This is a genomic window from Shewanella hafniensis, from assembly GCF_019655335.1.
Taxonomy (GTDB): Bacteria; Pseudomonadota; Gammaproteobacteria; order Enterobacterales; family Shewanellaceae; genus Shewanella; species Shewanella hafniensis.
Genome location: NZ_BPFD01000015.1, coordinates 1 through 19,810 on the forward strand (window position 1 = coordinate 1; position 19,810 = coordinate 19,810).

16 protein-coding genes are annotated in these 19,810 nt (G+C 45.0%); 5 read left to right on the forward strand and 11 right to left on the reverse strand.

Going from position 1 to position 19,810, the window contains the following annotated elements; translation table 11 throughout:
* Positions 1-402: 402 nt before the first annotated feature.
* Positions 403-1,704: a methyl-accepting chemotaxis protein gene (locus tag K5Q99_RS22705; protein ID WP_220776404.1), complete on the forward strand. Its 1,302-nt coding sequence runs from the start codon at positions 403-405 to the stop codon at positions 1,702-1,704.
* Positions 1,705-1,761: 57 nt separating this feature from the next.
* On the opposite strand, the gene K5Q99_RS06605 is transcribed toward K5Q99_RS22705, so the two are convergent.
* The 3 genes from K5Q99_RS06605 to K5Q99_RS06615 form a co-directional block, all read right to left on the reverse strand.
* Positions 1,762-2,253: a hypothetical protein gene (locus tag K5Q99_RS06605; protein WP_220776405.1), complete on the reverse strand. Its 492-nt coding sequence runs from the start codon at positions 2,251-2,253 to the stop codon at positions 1,762-1,764.
* Between the two features lie 438 nt (positions 2,254-2,691).
* Positions 2,692-3,366, reverse strand: coding sequence for a Fe2+-dependent dioxygenase (locus K5Q99_RS06610; RefSeq protein ID WP_220591984.1), 675 nt, complete (start codon positions 3,364-3,366; stop codon positions 2,692-2,694).
* A gap of 99 nt (positions 3,367-3,465) precedes the next feature.
* Positions 3,466-5,658: a TonB-dependent receptor gene (locus K5Q99_RS06615; protein ID WP_220776406.1), complete on the reverse strand. Its 2,193-nt coding sequence runs from the start codon at positions 5,656-5,658 to the stop codon at positions 3,466-3,468.
* A 555-nt stretch (positions 5,659-6,213) separates the two neighbouring features.
* Between K5Q99_RS06615 and K5Q99_RS06620 the strand changes: the two genes are divergently transcribed.
* Positions 6,214-6,678: a chemotaxis protein CheX gene (locus K5Q99_RS06620; RefSeq protein ID WP_006083037.1), complete on the forward strand. Its 465-nt coding sequence runs from the start codon at positions 6,214-6,216 to the stop codon at positions 6,676-6,678.
* 562 nt (positions 6,679-7,240) lie between these two features.
* On the opposite strand, the gene alr is transcribed toward K5Q99_RS06620, so the two are convergent.
* Together alr and dnaB are read right to left on the reverse strand one after the other, a co-directional pair.
* A complete protein-coding gene (gene alr / locus K5Q99_RS06625) occupies positions 7,241-8,317 on the reverse strand; it encodes an alanine racemase (protein WP_107946544.1) in 1,077 nt (358 codons plus the stop codon).
* A gap of 102 nt (positions 8,318-8,419) precedes the next feature.
* Positions 8,420-9,826: a replicative DNA helicase gene (dnaB, locus tag K5Q99_RS06630; protein WP_106649436.1), complete on the reverse strand. Its 1,407-nt coding sequence runs from the start codon at positions 9,824-9,826 to the stop codon at positions 8,420-8,422.
* A gap of 125 nt (positions 9,827-9,951) precedes the next feature.
* On the opposite strand from dnaB, the gene K5Q99_RS06635 reads away from it, so the two are divergent.
* Entirely contained in the window at positions 9,952-12,150 is a 2,199-nt protein-coding gene (locus K5Q99_RS06635) for a S46 family peptidase (RefSeq protein ID WP_220776407.1), read from the forward strand.
* A 267-nt stretch (positions 12,151-12,417) separates the two neighbouring features.
* Here K5Q99_RS06635 and rplI read toward each other — a convergent pair whose 3' ends face one another.
* Genes rplI through rpsF form a run of 4 tightly spaced genes read right to left on the reverse strand, consistent with a single transcriptional unit; the run spans position 12,418 to position 13,856 of the window.
* Positions 12,418-12,870, reverse strand: coding sequence for a 50S ribosomal protein L9 (gene rplI, locus K5Q99_RS06640; RefSeq protein ID WP_220776408.1), 453 nt, complete (start codon positions 12,868-12,870; stop codon positions 12,418-12,420).
* Positions 12,871-12,906: 36 nt separating this feature from the next.
* Positions 12,907-13,134 carry a 30S ribosomal protein S18 gene (gene rpsR, locus K5Q99_RS06645; protein WP_006083042.1) on the reverse strand — a complete coding sequence of 76 codons (228 nt, stop codon included), beginning with the start codon at positions 13,132-13,134 and terminating at the stop codon, positions 12,907-12,909.
* A 12-nt stretch (positions 13,135-13,146) separates the two neighbouring features.
* Positions 13,147-13,452, reverse strand: coding sequence for a primosomal replication protein N (gene priB, locus K5Q99_RS06650; RefSeq protein ID WP_006083043.1), 306 nt, complete (start codon positions 13,450-13,452; stop codon positions 13,147-13,149).
* Between the two features lie 8 nt (positions 13,453-13,460).
* Positions 13,461-13,856, reverse strand: a complete 396-nt coding sequence (gene rpsF / locus K5Q99_RS06655; RefSeq protein WP_006083044.1) for a 30S ribosomal protein S6 — start codon at positions 13,854-13,856, stop codon at positions 13,461-13,463.
* Between the two features lie 212 nt (positions 13,857-14,068).
* Between rpsF and K5Q99_RS06660 the strand changes: the two genes are divergently transcribed.
* Entirely contained in the window at positions 14,069-14,812 is a 744-nt protein-coding gene (locus K5Q99_RS06660) for a DUF481 domain-containing protein (RefSeq protein WP_012088245.1), read from the forward strand.
* A 240-nt stretch (positions 14,813-15,052) separates the two neighbouring features.
* Positions 15,053-16,495: an MFS transporter gene (locus K5Q99_RS06665; RefSeq protein WP_220776409.1), complete on the forward strand. Its 1,443-nt coding sequence runs from the start codon at positions 15,053-15,055 to the stop codon at positions 16,493-16,495.
* Between the two features lie 144 nt (positions 16,496-16,639).
* On the opposite strand, the gene rlmB is transcribed toward K5Q99_RS06665, so the two are convergent.
* Entirely contained in the window at positions 16,640-17,380 is a 741-nt protein-coding gene (gene rlmB / locus K5Q99_RS06670; RefSeq protein ID WP_220776410.1) for a 23S rRNA (guanosine(2251)-2'-O)-methyltransferase RlmB, read from the reverse strand.
* Entirely contained in the window at positions 17,381-19,804 is a 2,424-nt protein-coding gene (gene rnr, locus K5Q99_RS06675) for a ribonuclease R (protein ID WP_220776411.1), read from the reverse strand.
* Positions 19,805-19,810: the final 6 nt, after the last annotated feature.

Consider the following 19,810-nt stretch of genomic DNA (forward strand, 5'->3'; position numbering starts at 1 on the left):
TACAGAGATCAGAAATTGTGAAGCGGTTGGCGCTGTAACACTCAACCCAGATAAGGCACCAGAAGAAGGCGTAATAAATGCAGCTTAATATTTAAACAAAGAGTGACAACTATCTTGAAAAACACCGCCTTGAACGGTATCCAATTTGGCTTCACATAACACATTTATTTTTAAAACTGGATTGTAAATTTAATCGAATATTGGATGATTAATTGAACCAATAAAATACTTTGTACGTATAAATAAAATTCTATTTCCTTGCATGTAAATTACCGTTAAGTTATTGACTAATAAAACAACCTAAACGTTAGTATTAACAGCATATTTTTTAATTACCATCACTTGATTCTGTTTGCACTATGCACTAAAAGTAGATGGACACTTTATGGTTTGGAGCTATCAATGTTTGTTTCTAAAAGTCATTTTACAAAAACTGTCTCAGATTTAACGACACAATCGGCTTCAGCAAATGCTTTTAGAGAATCACTAAAGCTGACAGTGCCATACATTGAATTTACACCATCAGGACATGTGATCTTCGCAAATAAGATACTTTTACAAACCCTTGGCTACGAGCTAAGCGAAATCATAAACAAACACCATAGCTTACTGTGCTTCCCTGAAGATGTTGAAAAACCTGAGTACCGCCAGCTATGGCATTCACTTGCGAATGGTACTCCAACAAGCGCACGTTTTATTCGAAAAAATAAAAAAGGCAATGCAGTCTGGTTAGCTGCGACATACTTTCCCATCATGAACGGTGGAAAGGTTGAGTTCATTGCAAAAGTGGCTTCAGATGTAACAGCTGAACAAATCGAGTTAGAAAGGAATCAAGCATTATTAAATGCCATGGATAAATCATTGGCTGTCATTGATTTCAGTCCTGACGGGACAGTTCTCGATGCTAATACTAACTTTTTAAACTGCTTTGGTTATTCACTTAATGAGGTTTTAGGGAAACATCACAGGCAATTCTGCGATGATACTTTTTACCGAGAAACTCCTCATTTCTGGCGAGACCTAGCAACTGGACATATTCAAAAGGGGTTATTTAAGCGCTTTGATAAATACGGCCGTATCATATGGCTAGAGGCAACTTATAATCCTATCTATAATCACGCTGGTGAAGTAGTAAAAATAATAAAACTTGCTAGTGACATTACTGATAGAGTTGAAAAATCAATGAGAGTAAAAGAAGCGGCTCTTATTTCTTACCAAGCAGCACAACAGACCGTCAACTCTGCTGCAAAGGGGAAAGATAGTGTTGAAATTTTGCTATCTAATTCAAAAGCTATTAATCATTCAGTAGAGGATATTGGTACTTTGATAACTCAATTGAACGAGCAAGCAAAAAATGTTAACGCCATTATTTCAACGATAAGTGCCATAGCAGACCAAACCAATTTACTTGCGCTTAATGCTGCGATTGAGGCCGCAAGAGCAGGAGAACAAGGTCGAGGTTTTGCCGTCGTCGCTGATGAAGTCAGACAATTGGCTTCTCGCACATCACATTCCACTGCAGAGATCGCTACCGTAATAACGAAAAATTCAAACATAACCCAAAGTATTGACTCTTATATCCAAGCCGCACTTGAAAAAACATCCTATGGAGAGAATCAAGCTATTGAGATAAGTACCGTAATCGATGATATGGTGGCTGATGCAAGACTCGTCTCTGATTCAGTTAAAGGATTATCACTTTAATATCGTAATGATATTTACGACTTACTTAGATTCAATCTGCTAAAAAGTAGACGCTGCTTAACGACGTTCAAGGTCTTTTTGCAATTGCTCTATTTGCCGATCGATAGATGACACCAGCGTGTCGGCCTCTTGGGCTGCAGCGACTTGTTCCTGAGCTAAGCTTTGCTGCCACGTTGCACCGGCTAAGTTGTTATTCGCATACTGCCGACTTTCGCGCAGATTACGTAAGCGCTGGTCACGCGCCGCAATAACCCGCTTGCGGTCAGCCTCAAGCCGAGTGATCTCTCGGGCAACACGTTGTTTTTCGATATAGGTACTGATTTCTTTTTTCTTATCAGAAGTCGCGTTTGAACCAACGCTTGATTGAGAAATGCTGTCACTGCTTTTAATAAAGCTACCGACGCCACTTAAATCAACTGGCTGACTGTTTTCATCACAGGGATCGGCCTGATACTTTCCATCAGCACATTTATAGACTTCGGCATTAACCGAAAAAGTAGGACCGCTCGTTAATATCAGCGCGAGTATTATTAAAGATTTTCTATCCATAGATCACCTCAATGTTTATTGGGCAATCATATCACCAGCGGGGAACCATGAAACAGCTTTTTTAAAATCGGTGATCCTATAGTGAACCACACTTTTAACCACCTTATATAAATCAAATGGTTAAATTAAAATCTTACCTATCCAGCATGGGCGCAATGGAAAAGGTGCGGTCGAGCAGTAGGCCATCATTAAGATTATTTTTCAACACGTTACTATCGTCTCAAGTAATTAAAATTTGCCAGTACGTTATCGCTTAGAAGGGTAAAGAACCTTAATTTAAGCCGCAGATTACCAATAAACCTTAAGCTTAAAAATGGAAAAACAGTAAACGAGTTAACGTTTACTGTTTTATTGCCCCCTCAGAGCTAGCGGATTATATCCTAAACTGACCACTTTGGGGAGTTTGAGCTGGAATTGAAGCCTGTCTCTGAGCCAAAACTATAGCTCGCTCCAACGCCTGAGTAAGTTATGGTAAATCCCCGTCAAATTAAACAACTCTTGTTCTGCCGTGGTTTGTGCTGTCAAAGATTGAATCGATTGATCAAGTTGAAATAGCAAACGACGCTGACCTTCATCACGCACCATACTTTGCAACCACATAAAGGCAGCGGTACGCTCTCCCGAGGTCACAGGAGTTACCTGATGCAAACTCGTCGAGGGATACAAGACTAATGAGCCGGCAGCAAGCTTAATACTTTGCTGACCATAGGTATCTTGGATTACTAATTCGCCGCCCTGATAGCTTTCTGGTTCACTGAGAAACAATGTCGCAGAAAGATCGGTACGCACCATACCCTCGTTTGTCGAGCGAATTGCATTATCAATATGATAACCAAAAGTTTCTCCGCCTTGATAACGGTTAAATAAGGGAGGATAAAACTGTAATGGCAAGGCCGCCGATACAAATAATGGATGGGCCAGTAAGCGTTCCATAATCAGCTCACCAATGCGAATAGCCACGGGATCGTCTTTGTCTAACTGTTGATTCCGTTTACGGGTTGTCGCCATTGCGCCAGAGGTTTGATTACCGTCTATCCAGCGGCGGGCATCTAACTGTTCGCGTAAGTGACTCACTTCTTGTTTTGAGAAAACATTAGGAATTTCAATCAGCATCTCAGGGTTCCATAGGGCAAAAATACAATATGACTTATAGCGTTTATAAAACATAAAAGGCAGCCCGAAGGCTGCCGTAACATTAGCTAATGCCTAACATTAAAAATGCATATCAGCACTTAACATGACCAAACGTCCAGGCGCCATGTTAGCAAAATGCGCGGTATAGGCTTTATCGTAATAACGCTCGTCCGTTAGGTTTTGCACATTCAAGCGCAACGTCAGAAAGTCATTCATCTTGTAAGATGAAACCACATCAAAACGCCAGTATGAAGGAATCGATAAGGTATTGGCGGTATTACCATAAACCTGACCCATATAGTAGGCGCCAGTTCCGACATTTAACTGCTCAGTAATGTCATAAGTCGTAAATAAACTAATGCTATTTTTGGCCGTATTAGGGAAACGATTGCCATCGAAAGCGGCATTAAATCCATTACTTTCTAGACTAGCATCAAGATAGGTGTATCCACCAAATCCATGCCAATGCTCAGTGATATCACCTGAAAAACCAATTTCGAAGCCCTTCACTTTCTGCTCACCGACGTTTTCTTGCGGTGAATTGCGATCAGCAGAAGTTGCAACGCGAGCGTTGTTTTTCTCGATTTGGAATACTGAACCATTTAGCGATAAACGGCCACTAAAGAGATCCCACTTAGTACCTAGCTCGTAACTTTCAGTATCTTCAGGTTTTAAATCTTCATTGTTACTACCAAGACGATCTGAACCATCACCATTAGATGTTCCTGGCGGATTCGAAGATGTGCCCCACGCCGCATAGATACTGCCATTAACCGCAGGTTTATACAGCACTGATAGCTGGTAGTTTAAAAAATCATCGTCATTGGATAGTGATGAGGTCGAGTTCTGTGCAGCAGTGCTGTAATCATCCCAGCGTACGCCACCGTTAATCATCCAAGATTCATTCAACTCTATGGTATTGAAAGCATAAACTGAGCGAGTGTCTGTTTCGGTTACAGTAGCATCAGTCCCTAGTGTTATGCTGCCGACCCAAGGATCGTGAGGGTTAGGGTTAGATAGCAAAGTACAATTGTAATTAGCCAGCAGTGCATCATTACAACCCGCATTACGACCATTCCCCGTATCGACCGTATAACTTAAGTTGCTGGTGCGCTCGTTGCTAAACTCAGTACCAATCGCAAAACGGTTGGTGAATCCAGCCAGTTTAGCCTCACCCGCCAACTGTAATTGGGTTGCGAGCGTTTTAGTCACTGAGTGGCGCGATTTAGTATTACGCCAGACATAACCATTGGCGACATTGCCTGTCGTGTCATCGGGGTTGGTCACAATGTAATAATTGGTATTACGGCTATACACTGAGGTCGAGGTAAATTGCATGTCATTGTTGAAGTCATGGCTTATCAGCACTGAAGCTGTGTCGTCATTATTATCGCGAAAATCCCGCGACAATAAGCCATAAAAATTATTAGGATCGACATCGGCAGGCTCACCAGTTGCTTGATCATAGGGGATCCCATAATCAGGTATGTCATGGTTTTCAAAATGATAGTATTCCAACGTCACCTTAGTGGGTGTCGTCAAACCAAAGGTCACTGAGGGTGCAATGCCCCAGCGATTACCAGAGACTTCATCACGACCCGGTGTATTGGCATCGTGTGCCATTAAGTTCACCCGCACCGCAGCTTCATCAGCAATTACATGGTTAACGTCAAGACTCGCGCGTTTTAAGGAATCAGTACCAATCGCCACATCCGCATTAATAAAATCTTCTGCTTGGGCTTTTTTCGTCACAATATTGATGCTGCCGCCAACAGCACCACGGCCGTTATAAACTGAACTAGGCCCCTTCAGCACCTCGATTTGTTCGATGTTAAAAGTCTCACGGCTCTGGGAACCCACATCTCGCATACCATTAATAAACGTCGAAGATTGAGCGTCATAACCACGAATAAACGGTCTGTCACCATAGGGATTACCACCTTCACCCGTACCAAGTGTAATACCTGGGGTTGCCCGCAGAGCATCGGTAAAACTTTGTGCCCCGATGTCTTTGATCAAATCTTGGTTAATCACAGTGACAGTTTTAGCGCTATTGAGCAGATCATCAGTAAATTTACCAGACTGAACTTTGCGCGTGTTGTAACCCAAATATTCGCCGTTAACCTCAATATGTTCGACTTTCTTACCAGCAACTTGTGCCTGCTCCGCTGCTATTGCAGGGGTAGCTGATACAGCCATACCTATAGTTAACGAACCTAAAACGTGGGCACCGAGTGCGACTCGACCATTGCGGCGTTTTGCAAATTTCATTAAAAGCATTCCTGTTGCGGACTAAACCCTGTAACAGATGTCCCCCACCTGTTAATCGCCCGCTAATATATGTAAAATCATTTGTGTGATCAATAATTATTATCATTTACATTCAAGTTTAATGTAAATCACAGTTTCAGCTTTTATCATCGTTAAATGCTACAGGCATCATTTGAGCTAAATTTATGGTTAAAATTTCATAATTATTTGTAAATAAAGAAATTTAACATTAAAACTTTAAACGTCTACTGAAATGACCGTGATCCTAAATTTGCAGTATAGTAACCAGCACTATCAACCTTTAGATTGAAACTCATCTTCTAACCTGAGTGGATATCATGTAAAAATGTGCTGTTGCAGTATCGTTTTAAGCATTTTCATGGAAAGCTCTTTACGCTAAATAACAAGAAAATAGTGAAATTAACCTCACATTTCCATTTGTGTCATCTAAGCTGAAGAGTGTGATCAAGATTGCTGTCAATAAGCAACTTTTCTAATAGCCTTAAGCCATGCCATTACTCCATGGTTTAGGCTCAAAAGAGGACAAACTTAGGCATGAACGTTAATTTTATTAATCCTTTCCTCCAATCTCTGCTCAATGTCATCTCAACTATGGCGAGTATGGATTTGACGCCGGGCAAACCTCAAATCAAATCAGATAACTTAGCAAAGGGGGATGTGTCAGGCCTTATTGGACTCGTTGGCCCTCAAACAAAAGGATCACTATCGATTACCTTCGAACAAAAGCTAGTTTTGCAGATAATGCAGAATATGCTGGGCGAAAACCCGGGTAAAATTAACGAGGAAGTGACTGACTTAGTGGGTGAAATTACCAATATGGTGACTGGTGGCGCAAAAAATCTATTGGGTCAAAAAGGCTATGAATTTGAAATGGCCACCCCTATGGTCGTGTCAGGAAAAGGCCACACCATTTCCCATAAAGCCAATGGCACTAAGATTATTATGCCATTTACCAGCCCACATGGGACTGCTTATATCGAAATATGTTTTGAAAACTAATAACTTATAATGTACTAAGCCAAGATGGCTCAAATGACATTAACGCTCCTGTCGCTCTGGTTCTTATGTTTCATTCGCTTATTTAAAGTCAGATAACAAAGATCAGAACGGCTGGTTTAACATCATCTGAATATGCCGCTACTGTTTATCTACTTTCTCATTTGTGTCTAAGACCTGTTCAACTCGCACGGCTCTATCCGTAAACATATCGAGTCACCCTGCCAACACATGAATACTTAAGTGAAATTCGCTTATCTAAGCCCTACTCGTTCAACAAATAACAAACTAAGGACTAGCAGGTAACAGGGTTTTATTCACTGCTGTCAGCCAATGCAAGAATAATGCTAGTGATTTATCACGGAACTTTATTCTAGGATTACCACAAATAAAAAAACGGTGTTTAAGACACCGTTTTTATAATGCTGCATTTTGAGCTTAACTCGCTTAAGCCAAGGCGATTTATTTCACGAGACTAGGTCGACGAAACCATACCTAGGAGAAGACTAAACCCGTGAGTCGAACTCATGGAGGTAACATCACGAGATAAAGTTATAAAGCTCAACTAAGCCAAACAAACCGCGACTCTTGGAGTGAGCTTAGTGACTAATTCATAAGCGATAGTACCAATATGCTCAGCGACTTCTTCTACGGGTAATGCTTTACCCCACAACAAAGCGCTATCGCCAACCTTGTCCTGCGCATCTTGGCCTAAATCGACCGTCAACATGTCCATAGAGACGCGGCCAACAATAGGAACACGGCGACCATTGACCCACACAGGTGTACCTTCCGGTGCATTACGGGGATAACCATCACCATAACCAATTGCGACGACACCTAAACGAGTATCTTGCTTCGCGGTCCAAAAACAACCATAACCCACTGGCTGATTGGCTTTATGATCCCGCACCGCAATCAACTGTGATACCAGTTCCATCGCAGGTACGAGTCCGTGATTCGCACCGCAATCCCCCGTGACGGGTGAGACACCATAGAGGGCGATTCCCGGACGGATCCAATCGCCTTGGCTTTGCGGCCAATACAAGGCACCCGCGGAGTTGGCTAAGGTTCTAAATCCGGGCAAGCCAGCCGTTAAGCTATTAAAAGCCGCCATCTGTACTGAGGTATAACTATTATCAGGCTCATCTGCACAGGCAAAATGCGTCATTAAATGAATCGGTTTTGCCACATTGGGGCAGGCCATTAACCTTGCGTAAACCGTTGAAAATTGCTCAGGCGTAAAGCCTAAGCGGTGCATGCCTGAATCCACTTTCAGCCAAACAGTCACAGGCTTAGACAATACAGTTTGCTCCAACATCTCCAGCTGAGAACTATGGTGGACCACAGTGTCGATATCATGCCCGACGAGCAAAGGTAAATCGGTGGCGCGGAAAAAACCTTCCAGCAATAACAAACGCGCTGTCACGCCGCCCGCTCGTAATTCTAAGGCTTCATCTAATCGGGCTAAGCCAAAGCCATCGGCACTGACTAAACAATGGGCGACATTCAATAATCCATGACCATAGCCGTTGGCTTTAACGACGGCCATCACGCGACTCGCTGGGGCCTGTTGACGCAACGCAGCGAGATTGGTTTGCAGTGCACTACTGCTAATTTCTGCACGGGGAAAAGGGTTCAAAATTTACCTTGCTTACTCAGGAAATAAAAAGTCACGGAGATAAAAAATACATCAACACAGCTCATCTTCCGCAAACACAAACCGACTATTTCAAACGTCAATTTAGTCTTCTTCAAACTGAGGTCCGGCATAATTATCGAAGCGCGAAAATTGCCCTTGGAAGGTGAGTCGCACTCGACCAATCGGGCCGTTACGTTGCTTACCGATAATGATTTCAGCCGTACCTTTATCTTGAGAATCGTTGTTATACACTTCATCGCGATAAATAAACATGATGAGATCCGCATCTTGCTCGATAGCGCCCGATTCACGCAAATCCGAGTTTACCGGGCGTTTATCAGCCCTTTGCTCGAGCGAGCGGTTAAGCTGTGATAGAGCAATAATCGGAATTTCCAACTCTTTAGCTAATGCCTTGAGCGAGCGTGAAATCTCAGAAATCTCTAAGGTACGGTTATCTTTCAAGGCGGGCACCTGCATTAACTGCAGGTAATCTATCATGATCATCGACAGACCGCCGTATTCACGGGCGATACGACGCGCGCGGCTACGAACTTCTGTCGGGGTTAAGCCCGAACCATCATCGATATACATTTTGCCTTGCTCGAGCATGATACCCATGGTCGATGAAACCCGCGCCCAATCCTCATCATCGAGCTGACCGGTACGGATTTTGGTTTGATCAACGCGGCCCAAGGAGGCCAACATACGCATCATGATCTGTTCTGACGGCATCTCGAGACTGAAAATAAGCACAGGTTTGTCTTCATTCATTGCGGCTTGTTCGCACAAGTTCATCGCAAAAGTGGTTTTACCCATAGAAGGACGCGCCGCAACGATAATCAAGTCACCGGACTGGAAGCCAGCGGTCATCTTATCCAGATCGTTAAAGCCGCTCGACACCCCAGTCACACCGTTGTGGGGGTTATTGTAAAGCTGCTCAATCTTATCGACGGTTTTTTCTAGAATGGTTTTAATTCCTTCGGGACCTTCGTTGGCATTGGTTCGCATCTCAGCGATCTTAAAGACTTTACTCTCAGCAAGGTCGAGTAATTCACCCGAGTCGCGGCCTTCTGGGTTGTAACCCGCATCGGCAATTTCGTGCGCGACGCGGATCATGTCACGAACGACGGCACGTTCACGGACGATTTCAGCGTAGGATAAAATGTTGCCCGCACTGGGAGTATTTTTGGCAATTTCACCTAAATAGGCAAAACCACCGGCATCTTCTAATTGATTTTCAACTTCGAGCTGTTCAGAAACCGTGATCAAATCGATCGGCTGCCCCAAATCGACCAATCTGTGCATGGCAGAGAAGATCATCTTGTGTGAACGGGAGTAAAAGTCATCTTTTACGACGGCCTCAGCTACCCTGTCCCACGCTTCGGCATCTAACATCAAGCCGCCTAATACCGATTGTTCAGCCTCAATAGAATGCGGTGGCAGCTTGAGTCCATCAAGCTGCAAATCTCTTGGCTTACTTTTAGGCTTAAAAGCACCTTGTTGTGACATTAACGCTCCCGATTTCCAACAACTTAACAAAATATGATATAAAACCCGCGTCAAGCAAACAGGATGTTTACACTCGCCTGTTATTTCATTCCAACGGACACTCTAACAATCAATAAGGAAAGAACATGCGTATTGCATTGGTTGCGGCCTTAGTACTGACATCCGGCATAGCAACTGCCGACGAAGGACAATGGCAACCTTATCAAATGCCTTCAATTGCAGACAAACTCAGTGAACGCGGAATCGATATTCCTGCCGAAAAACTGGCCGATCTGACAAGTTATCCAATGAACGCCGTGGTAGGGCTGGGCTATTGTACCGCCAGTTTTGTCTCCCCCCAAGGGCTAGTTGTGACAAACCACCATTGTGCCTTCAAGGCGATACAATATAACACCAAGAAAGAACATAACTATCTCGAACAAGGCTTTTTAGCGACATCAATGGACAAGGAACCCTCTGCCGGTCCTAACGAACGTTTATACATCACAGAGGCAGTAACCGATGTCACTGCCCAAATCAATCAAGGCCTAAGCCAAGATCCGCTGAGCCGTTACGAAGACATTCAAAATCACAGCAAAGAACTGATCAAAAGCTGTGAAGCCGATGCTAACTATCGCTGTAATGTCCGCAGTTTCCATAACGGCTTAGAATATTACTTAATCAAACAATTGATGATCCGCGATGTACGCTTAGTCTATGCACCACCAGAAAGTGTCGGTGCCTACGGCGGCGATATCGATAACTATGAATATCCACGCCACTCGGGTGATTTTGCCTTCCTGCGAGCTTACGTAGGAAAAGATGGCAAACCCGCCGCGTATAGCGACGATAACATTCCTTACAAGCCAAAGAGTTACCTTAAAATCAACGCCGATGGCGTGAAAGCCGGTGACGGCGTGTTTGTCGCAGGTTATCCAGGCTCAACCAGTCGCTATAACCTCACTAGTGAGCTTAAGTTTGCCAGCGACTGGCTGTATCCCACCCAAGCTAAACGCTATCAATTACAAATTGATACTATCGAGGCTATGGGACAGAAAGATGCCGACATCGCCATTAAGTACGCTGGCAATATGGCATCAATGGCCAACCGGATGAAAAAACTCAACGGTCTACTTGCCGGTTTTAAAGCTACGGATATCGTGGGCATTAAACAAAGTCGTGAGGATAATTTTTTAGCTTGGCTTAAACAAAACCCTAAGCTAAATCAAAACCTCATTGCTGAGTTAGAAGTGTTACTTGCCGAGCAGCAACAAGCGTTCCAAAGCAATTACTACTTTACCAATGCCCAATCTAGCACATTGTTAACCGCAGCAAACAGCCTCTACCGTCTTGCTAAAGAAAAACAAAAACCCGATGCCGAGCGTGAGCAAGGCTACCAAGAACGTGATATTGCTATGCTGAGCTCGCGCCTTAAACGGATCGATTCGAGTTTCGATGTCAAAGTCGATAGGACATTGTGGTTACAGGATTTAAATGCTTACCTAGGTCAGTCGAATCGCGTGGCAGCGCTCGATGAGATGCTAAATGTGAACACGAAAGATGCCGATCTCGCAGCCAAACTCGATGGTTTGTACTCACTCACTACGCTCACAGACCAAGCTAAGCGCCTCGCGTGGATGAATGCCGATGCTAGCGCTTTCGAAACCAGTGCAGATCCCTTTATTCGTTTAGCCGTAGTACTTTACGACACCAATATGGCACAGGAAAAGTCAGAAAAAATCTTAGACGGCAAGCTGTCTAGTGCTCGCCCTGATTATATGGCGGCCGTGATCGAATACTACAAAGCAAACAACTGGCCAGTCTACCCTGACGCCAACGGTACGCTACGGATCAGCTATGGCATGGTTGATGGTTATCAATCACGTGATGCACTCTATAAACAGCCGTTTACTCGTCTTGATGGCATAGTCGCAAAACACACAGGCGTTGAGCCCTATAATGCGCCGAAAAAACTCCTCGATGCGATTAGCGAACAACGTTTTGGCAATCATTTAGTGAAGTCGGTTTATCAAGATCCTCGCGGCTGGATTTGCAGACTCTTCTCTTGCTTAGACAAACCCGAAGAATTTAACTCTGTACCGGTTAACTTCTTATCGAGCGTTGACACCACAGGCGGCAACTCCGGCTCACCCGTCTTCAACGGTAAAGGTGAGTTAGTAGGTCTTAACTTCGACTCCACCTACGAGGCGATCACTAAAGATTGGTTCTTCAACCCAACCATCACCCGCGCAGTACACGTGGATATCCGCTATATCCTGTGGATGATGGACGAAGTCGACCATGCCGATAACCTAATCCAAGAACTGGATTTAGTGAGAAATTAATACCTTGAGCTAAATCCGTTGCTCTAAACCAAAAGCCGCTCACTGTTCTGCAGTAAGCGGCTTTTATTTGGGCTCGTATTTTAGCAGCGAATACACTTTGGGATGATGAGATTGAATGAGTAGGCGTATATCACCTAGCAATTATACCAATCGTATTAAATCCATCGCAGAGCCGATATCCAAACCTAAATACACTCAAATCCTAAATTTCAGCCATAAAAAAACACCGCCGAGGCGGTGTCTTTTTATATTTAAAGCGAGTCGTAATTAAGCTTCTGCAACCACAGATACTTTAACAACAGCTTTAACTTCAGTGTGTAACTGAACTTCAACTTCGAAGTCGCCAGTAGTACGCAGAGCGCCTAATGGTAAACGAACTTCTGATTTAGCCAGCTCAACACCAGCAGCAGTCACTGCATCAGCGATGTCACGGTTGCCAACTGAACCAAACAGTTTGCCTTCATCACCCGCTTTAGAAGCGATTACAACCACTTCCAGTGCAGTGATTTTCTCAGCACGTAGGTTAGCAGCAGCTAATTCAGCAGCTAATTTAGCTTCTAATTCAGCGCGACGAGCTTCAAATACTTTAACGTTGCTTTCGTTAGCAACAACAGCTTTACCTTGTGGCAAAAGGAAGTTACGTGCGTAACCAGCCTTAACTGTTACTTGGTCACCCAAGTTGCCTAGGTTAGCGATTTTATCAAGCAGAATAACGTTCATTATCAAATCCTCTATATTCGATTAGGAATACTGCAATTACTGATGTAAATCAGTATATGGCAGTAGAGAAAGATAACGAGCACGCTTGATAGCGCGAGCTAGTTGGCGCTGATATTTAGCACTAGTACCAGTGATACGGCTAGGAACAATCTTGCCGCTTTCAGTGATGTAGTTCTTTAAAGTAACGATATCTTTGTAATCAATTTCTGCAACACCTTCAGCGGTGAAACGGCAGAACTTGCGACGACGGAAATAACGTGCCATGTTGACAGTCTCCTAAGTTTTCAATTCGACATTTTCGGCATGGATCACTAAGCGGTTCTGACCATTGCGCCCCTGTTGAAGCGTCATAAAGCCTTGCACTTGTACTTCCACACCTGCTTTCAGATCTTCTGCGACGCTTTCAAAGCGTGGGCCACTCAATATCACTTGAATTTGTACGTAGACGTTGCGGAGCATATCTGCTTCATAACGCTGCGATTTGTGTTCCAACATAATCACACTGTGTGCAATACCCGCTGGGCTTTTAAAGCGTCTTGAACGAGTTATCGTTCCTGACAACACCAAGTTATTGGTGGTCACAGATTACCTTACTCAGCGATTTCTTCAGCGTGAGCTTCATCGTATGAGCGTTCGCCAGCTGGGCCACGACGTGAATCGCGCTCATCTCTAGCTTTAGCCATTGGAGATGCTTCAGTAACGGCAACTTTAGTACGCATTACCATGTTACGCAGAACTGCGTCGTTGAAACGGAAAGCTGTTTCTAGCTCTTCGATCGTCTCTGCTTTAGCTTCAACGTTCATCAGAACGTAGTGAGCTTTATGCAGGTCAAGGATTGGGTAAGCCAGTTGACGACGGCCCCAATCTTCTAAACGGTGGATTGTGCCGTTAGCTTCGGTGATAACACCTGTGTAACGCTCAATCATACCTGGTACTTGTTCACTTTGATCTGGGTGAACCATAAATACGATTTCGTAATGACGCATTTATTGCTCCTTACGGTTATGTAGCCTCGGTATTGGCTCAGTCAAACCAAATGGAGGCAAGGAACGAAAAATAGTGACTGATTTGAGCGCGAGATAGTACAGAAAGCAAGCCAGAAACTCAAGCAATAACTTTGCCTCGCCAATCAATACAGGTATGATGGCGCTTCATCTACATTCGGACATCAGACATCGGCTAACCAAGAATAAACATAATGCTAAAAGTTATTGCGCCAATTTTTTTATTTTCCCTTTCATTTCCTGCGCTTGCGCTTGTTCCACCGGATTACCAGGAACCGCCCAGCGATTTTACCGCAGAAATCGAAGCGGGTTTGCAACTGAATACAGGCAATACCGAGTCCAGCAGTTTTAACGGTCGAACCCAACTGATTTACGACACCCAGCAAACCAAGCAAGAAGCCACGCTCAAAGCCTACTTTGCCTCAGAAAAAAGCAAGACAACTTCAGAAAAATACGAACTCCAACTCCAGTCGAACTATAAACTGACCAAAGGCTACATCTTCGGACGCGGTGATTTTACTTGGGATCAATTCGGTAGTTACACGCAAATCTCAACTATTTCTAGTGGTTACGGTTTTAATGCCATCAGCAGCTACAAGACCAAACTCAGTCTTGAAATCGGCCCCGGTTACCGATATAACTTACCGGCAGAATCTGTGGATATTCCCAATCCTGATGCTGAGAAAGACGTCATTTTGCGTACCGCTGCAAAGTTTTCTCAAAAACTGCAGGAATACAGCAGTCTCAATGCAGATTTAACTGCGGAAGTCGGCGAGAACAACAATACCCTCACCTTAGACATGAACTACAAGAATCTGGTGTTCCAAGATTGGGCGTTTAAAATCGGCATGAACATCAAATACACTGAAGTGGTACCAGAGGGTAGCCAACAGACAGATACCATCACCACCTTCAACCTGCTTTATACCTTTAGATAACCGCTTTAGATAATCCTTAGCAATACAAGCAAGTACACGTCGCCAAAGTCATCTTTGGCTGGCGGCGACGTTAAAGCTCCTCCGCCCTCGCCCAAGTTATTTCAGCATAATCTAAGAATTTTTTGAGCAAAAATGCGCAATTAATCAAGATTTACCAACAATTTGCAACACAACATAAACACCAACCCCTGATATACTCACGGTTTATTATCAATCTTGTTTGTGTTTTCGGAGTTGTATATGACTAATCCGCTGCGCACTTTCGCCTCTTTATATAGCACCACCTTGTTAATGGTACTGGCCGGCGGTTTGCTCACCACTTACCTTGGGCTCAGGCTCTCGGTGATGAACGTGCCACAGATATGGATAGGCGGCATGATGTCGGCCTATTATGTTGGCCTAGTGGCGGGCTCTAAGATTGGTCATAGACTTATTGCCCAAGTGGGCCATATCCGCGCCTTTGTTGCCAGTGCTGGCATAGTCGCCGCATCTGCATTGGGTCATGCACTCGTTGATGAACTAGCAGTTTGGCTGCTCCTCAGGCTCGTTGTCGGTATGGGCATGATGTGCCAATACATGGTGCTCGAAAGTTGGCTTAACGAACAGGCCGAAAGTAACCAAAGGGGTACAGTGTTCGCGAGCTATATGATCGTATCTTACTTCGGCTTGATCTTAGGCCAAGGCGCGATTAGTATCTTCCCCGAATTAGGTCTAGAACCGTTACTGCTTATCGCGATTTGTTTCTCACTCTGTATCGTACCTATTTCACTCACGCGTCGCCTTCACCCAGCGCCTTTGGTTCCTGCCCCACTCAAAATTGTCCATTACTGGAAAAAAGCGCCGCAGGCACTCACAACCATCGCAATTGGTAGCATGATAGTGGGTTCGTTTTATGGTCTCGCACCCGCCTATGCGAGTAACTTAGGTTTACCGCCTGAAAAAGTTGCTACTTATATGACGGCAACGATTTTAGCGGGATTACTGGCGCAATGGCCTATGGGGAAACTGTCCGACATTATGTCGCGCAGTCGCCTGATTCGTATTAACTGCATATTGCTTGGCATTTTAGCTTTAGCCATCGCCTTAACACCCTATCATCCGGTGATTTCGCTGGTGATGACTTTCCTCTTCGGTATTTTGGGCTTCACCTTCTATCCCCTTGCTACAGCACTGGCGAACTCGCGAGTCGAACAGAATGAGCGAGTCGGCTTATCCGCCACTATCTTATTGACCTTCGGCTTAGGAGCCAGTATCGGTCCACTGATCGCCTCAACGTTAATGCAATGGTTTGGTAACAGCATGCTATATGGCTTTATGTCTGCCTGTACCTTAATCTTGTTTGTGCGGCTACGTTATGTACATGCACAACAAAAAGCCGAAACTAATGTCACCCAAGACTACATAATGGCGACGGGCGACTTAGTCTCTTCACCACTGGCGGCAGCGCTGGACCCACGAGTTGATGTCGAATCGATTCAAGAACATATGACGCCCGGTGCTAACCTAGATGAAGCGGAATATGATTTAGGGGCTGATGGTGTCGATGACGATATTATCGACGCAAATGACAGTGATGAGGAGCAACTCGCCTTCAGTTTCGATATCGAGCAAGCAGAGCCTGAAGCCGTTCAAACGGATGAAGCCGATAGCCATCCGGTTAACCTAGACAAAGCACTGATATAAAAAGACCAATAAAAAGACCGATTAACTGTTTAAAGTTAATCGGTCTTTTTATTACTGCAAGTGCTGACTAAAACAAATAGTTACTGCAACAAATCGTTACTGCAAGCCTGACCGCATGTGCGAAATCAGGCAAGAGTGAGCGTATTAACTGCGGCGCTGACGCAAAGCTTCAAATAAGCAAATACCGGTCGCAACCGATACGTTCAAGCTCGACACACTACCCGCCATAGGGATAGAGATCAGTGAATCGCAAGACTCACGGCTTAAACGGCGTAAACCTTTATCTTCCGCGCCCATGGCAATCGCTAATGGCCCTTTAAGATCGGCTTGATAAAGCTCGCAATCTGCCTCGCCCGCGGTGCCTACTATCCACACACCTTTATCCTGCAGGTGACGCATAGTGCGCGCAAGATTAGTCACTTGGAATAAAGGCACTGTTTCCGCAGCGCCACATGCCACTTTACTCACAGTCGCCGTTAAGCCAACTGAATTGTCTTTAGGCACGATAATACCTTGTACGCCAGCCGCATCAGCATTACGTAGGCAAGCGCCTAAGTTATGGGGATCCGTCACGCCATCCAAAATCAGCAGAAATGCTTGCTCAGTGTTAGCAAGCAGCACATCTAAATCTTGCTCATTCAACACTTTCGCCGCTTTAACGCGCGCGACTATACCTTGATGTTGGCTGCTTTCCGCTTTGTCATCCAAGGCTTTACGAGAAGCGACCTGAATCGTCGTGCCAAAAGCTTTGGCCTGATTGGCCAGCACAGTTAAGCGCTCATCGTCACGGCCTTGTAACAGCCATAACTCGATAATGCGCTCAGGGCTGTGTTTTAACAGGGCTTCAACTGCGTGGATCCCAAAAATAATATCTTGTTTTTTCATTTATTTCTTTCTCGTACTCCGCTTAGCGGCTTTTGGCTTTTTAGCCGGATCTTTTACTGCTGTTTTTTTCGCTTTATTGCCCGCTTTAGCCTTAGGTTTGGCTTTGCCAGCTTCAGCCTTAGCGCTAGGGGTTGCGGTTTTACCCGCTTTGCCTTGCTTAGCACCTTCGCGATTAACACGCTCACGGGCAGTCATCGGCTTATCACGGCTGGCAGATGCTTTACGCTTACCACCTTTGCCGTCATCACCCAGCATGACTAAATCAATCTGTCTGTCATCTAAGTTAACTGCAGCGACCTTAACCGTCACAGGATCGCCCACTTGATAGACTTGGCCTGTATGCTCACCGATAAGGCGTTGACGCATAGGGTCGAATTGGTAGTAATCGCTACCTAGACTTGAGATATGCACTAAGCCATCGATAAACAGTTCATTTAAGCGCACAAACAAACCAAAGCTCGTCACTGAGGCAATCACAGCTTCAAAGGTATCACCGACGTGATCTTGCATAAACTCGCACTTGAGCCAATCGCTAACATCGCGAGTCGCTTCATCGGCACGACGTTCTGTGGTCGAACACTCTTCGCCCAATTGGTCGAGCTCATCGAGTTGATAGTGATAGCCACCATCCTGCGTCCACTTTTCTGTGGCTTCGCCTCTTTCCTTCGCCAGTAAATATCGGATCACTCTATGTAACACTAGATCCGGATAACGGCGAATGGGCGAGGTAAAATGCGCATATTCTTCTAAGGCTAGACCGAAATGACCTTCGTTATCCGGAGTGTAAATGGCCTGACGCATAGAGCGCAGCAACATCACTTGGATAAGTTCAGCATCGGGACGGTCAGCAATTTGCAGCATAACGTTCTGATAATCGGACGGCGTTGGCTCAAGACCACCAGTCATAGTCAAGCCACGCTCAGCAAGGAACTCTTTAAAGTTCGCCAATTTTTGCTCGGATGGCGCTTCATGCACACGATACAAGACTTCGCCTTTGTGTTTCTTCACAAACTTAGCTGCAGAAACGTTAGCTAAAATCATGCATTCTTCAATGATTTTATGGGCTTGATTACGGCCACGCGGTACGATTTTATCAATCTTGCGCTGCTCATTGAAAATGAACTGCGTTTCCATGGTTTCAAACGCAATCGCACCACGCTCTGCTCTTTGCTCATCTAGCGCTAAATACAATGACTGTAAACACTGTAGATGCGGGAACAAGGCTTCATGCTCAGGCGCAATTGGGCCGCCTTCTAACATATCCGCCACTTGGGTATAAGTAAAACGGGCATGGGAATACATCACAGCCGGATAAAACTTATAACCCGACAACTTGCCTTTGGCAGACACAGTCATCTCGGCGACCATACATAAACGGTCGACGTGAGGATTAAGCGAACATAGGCCATTGGAGATTTTCTCCGGCAGCATAGGGATCACTTGTGATGGGAAATACACTGAGTTACCACGGGCACGCGCTTCAGTATCTAAGGCTGAATCGGTGCGAACATAATAACTGACGTCCGCAATCGCAACCCATAAACGCCAGCCGCCACCGGCTTTTTTCTCCGCATACACGGCATCGTCAAAATCGCGAGCGTCTTCACCGTCGATAGTCACTAATGGCAGATGACGTAAATCTACACGGCCGACTTTATCGGCGTCGGTTACTTCATCGGGAATTCGGCGCAGTTTCTTCTCGATCACTGGTGACCAAGTATGGGGTAAGTCATAGTTACGCAGGGCGATTTCGATTTCCATCCCCGGCGCCATTTGCTTACCAAGCACTTCAGTCACTTTACCCGCGGCCTTAACAAAACGACCTGGGCGACGCGTTAACTCAACCACAACCACATCGCCTTGACGGGCGCCGTTGCGGTCTTCATTCGCGACTAAGATTTCTTGGGTTATACGCTTATCATCGGCAATGACAAATGCCATACCGCTATCAACATGATAACGGCCAACAATTGCAGCACTGCGCGGCTGGATCAAACGCACCAAACGTGCTTCGCGACGACCACGACGATCTGTGCCTGCTTTTTGCGCCAGCACTTTATCACCGTGGAAATACATCAGCATGTCGCGGTTCGAAATAAATAAGTCATCACCGCCTTCATCGGGTTTGAAAAAGCCGAAGCCTTCTCTGTGTCCGAGCACTGTGCCGGGGATAAGATCCATTTTCTCGGGCAAGCCATAGCTCAGCCCACGGGTGAACACAAGTTCGCCATCGCGTTCCATCGCACGTAGGCGACGGCGCAGGGCCTCAAGTTGTTCTTCCTCTTGGATGTTTAACGCCGCAGCAATACTGTCACGAGTGATAGGTGATTTCTGAGAACGTAAGTAATCGATAATATACTCACGGCTTGGGATAGGGTTTTCGTACTTATCCTGTTCACGCTCAAAATGAGGGTCTTTGATCATTCAATA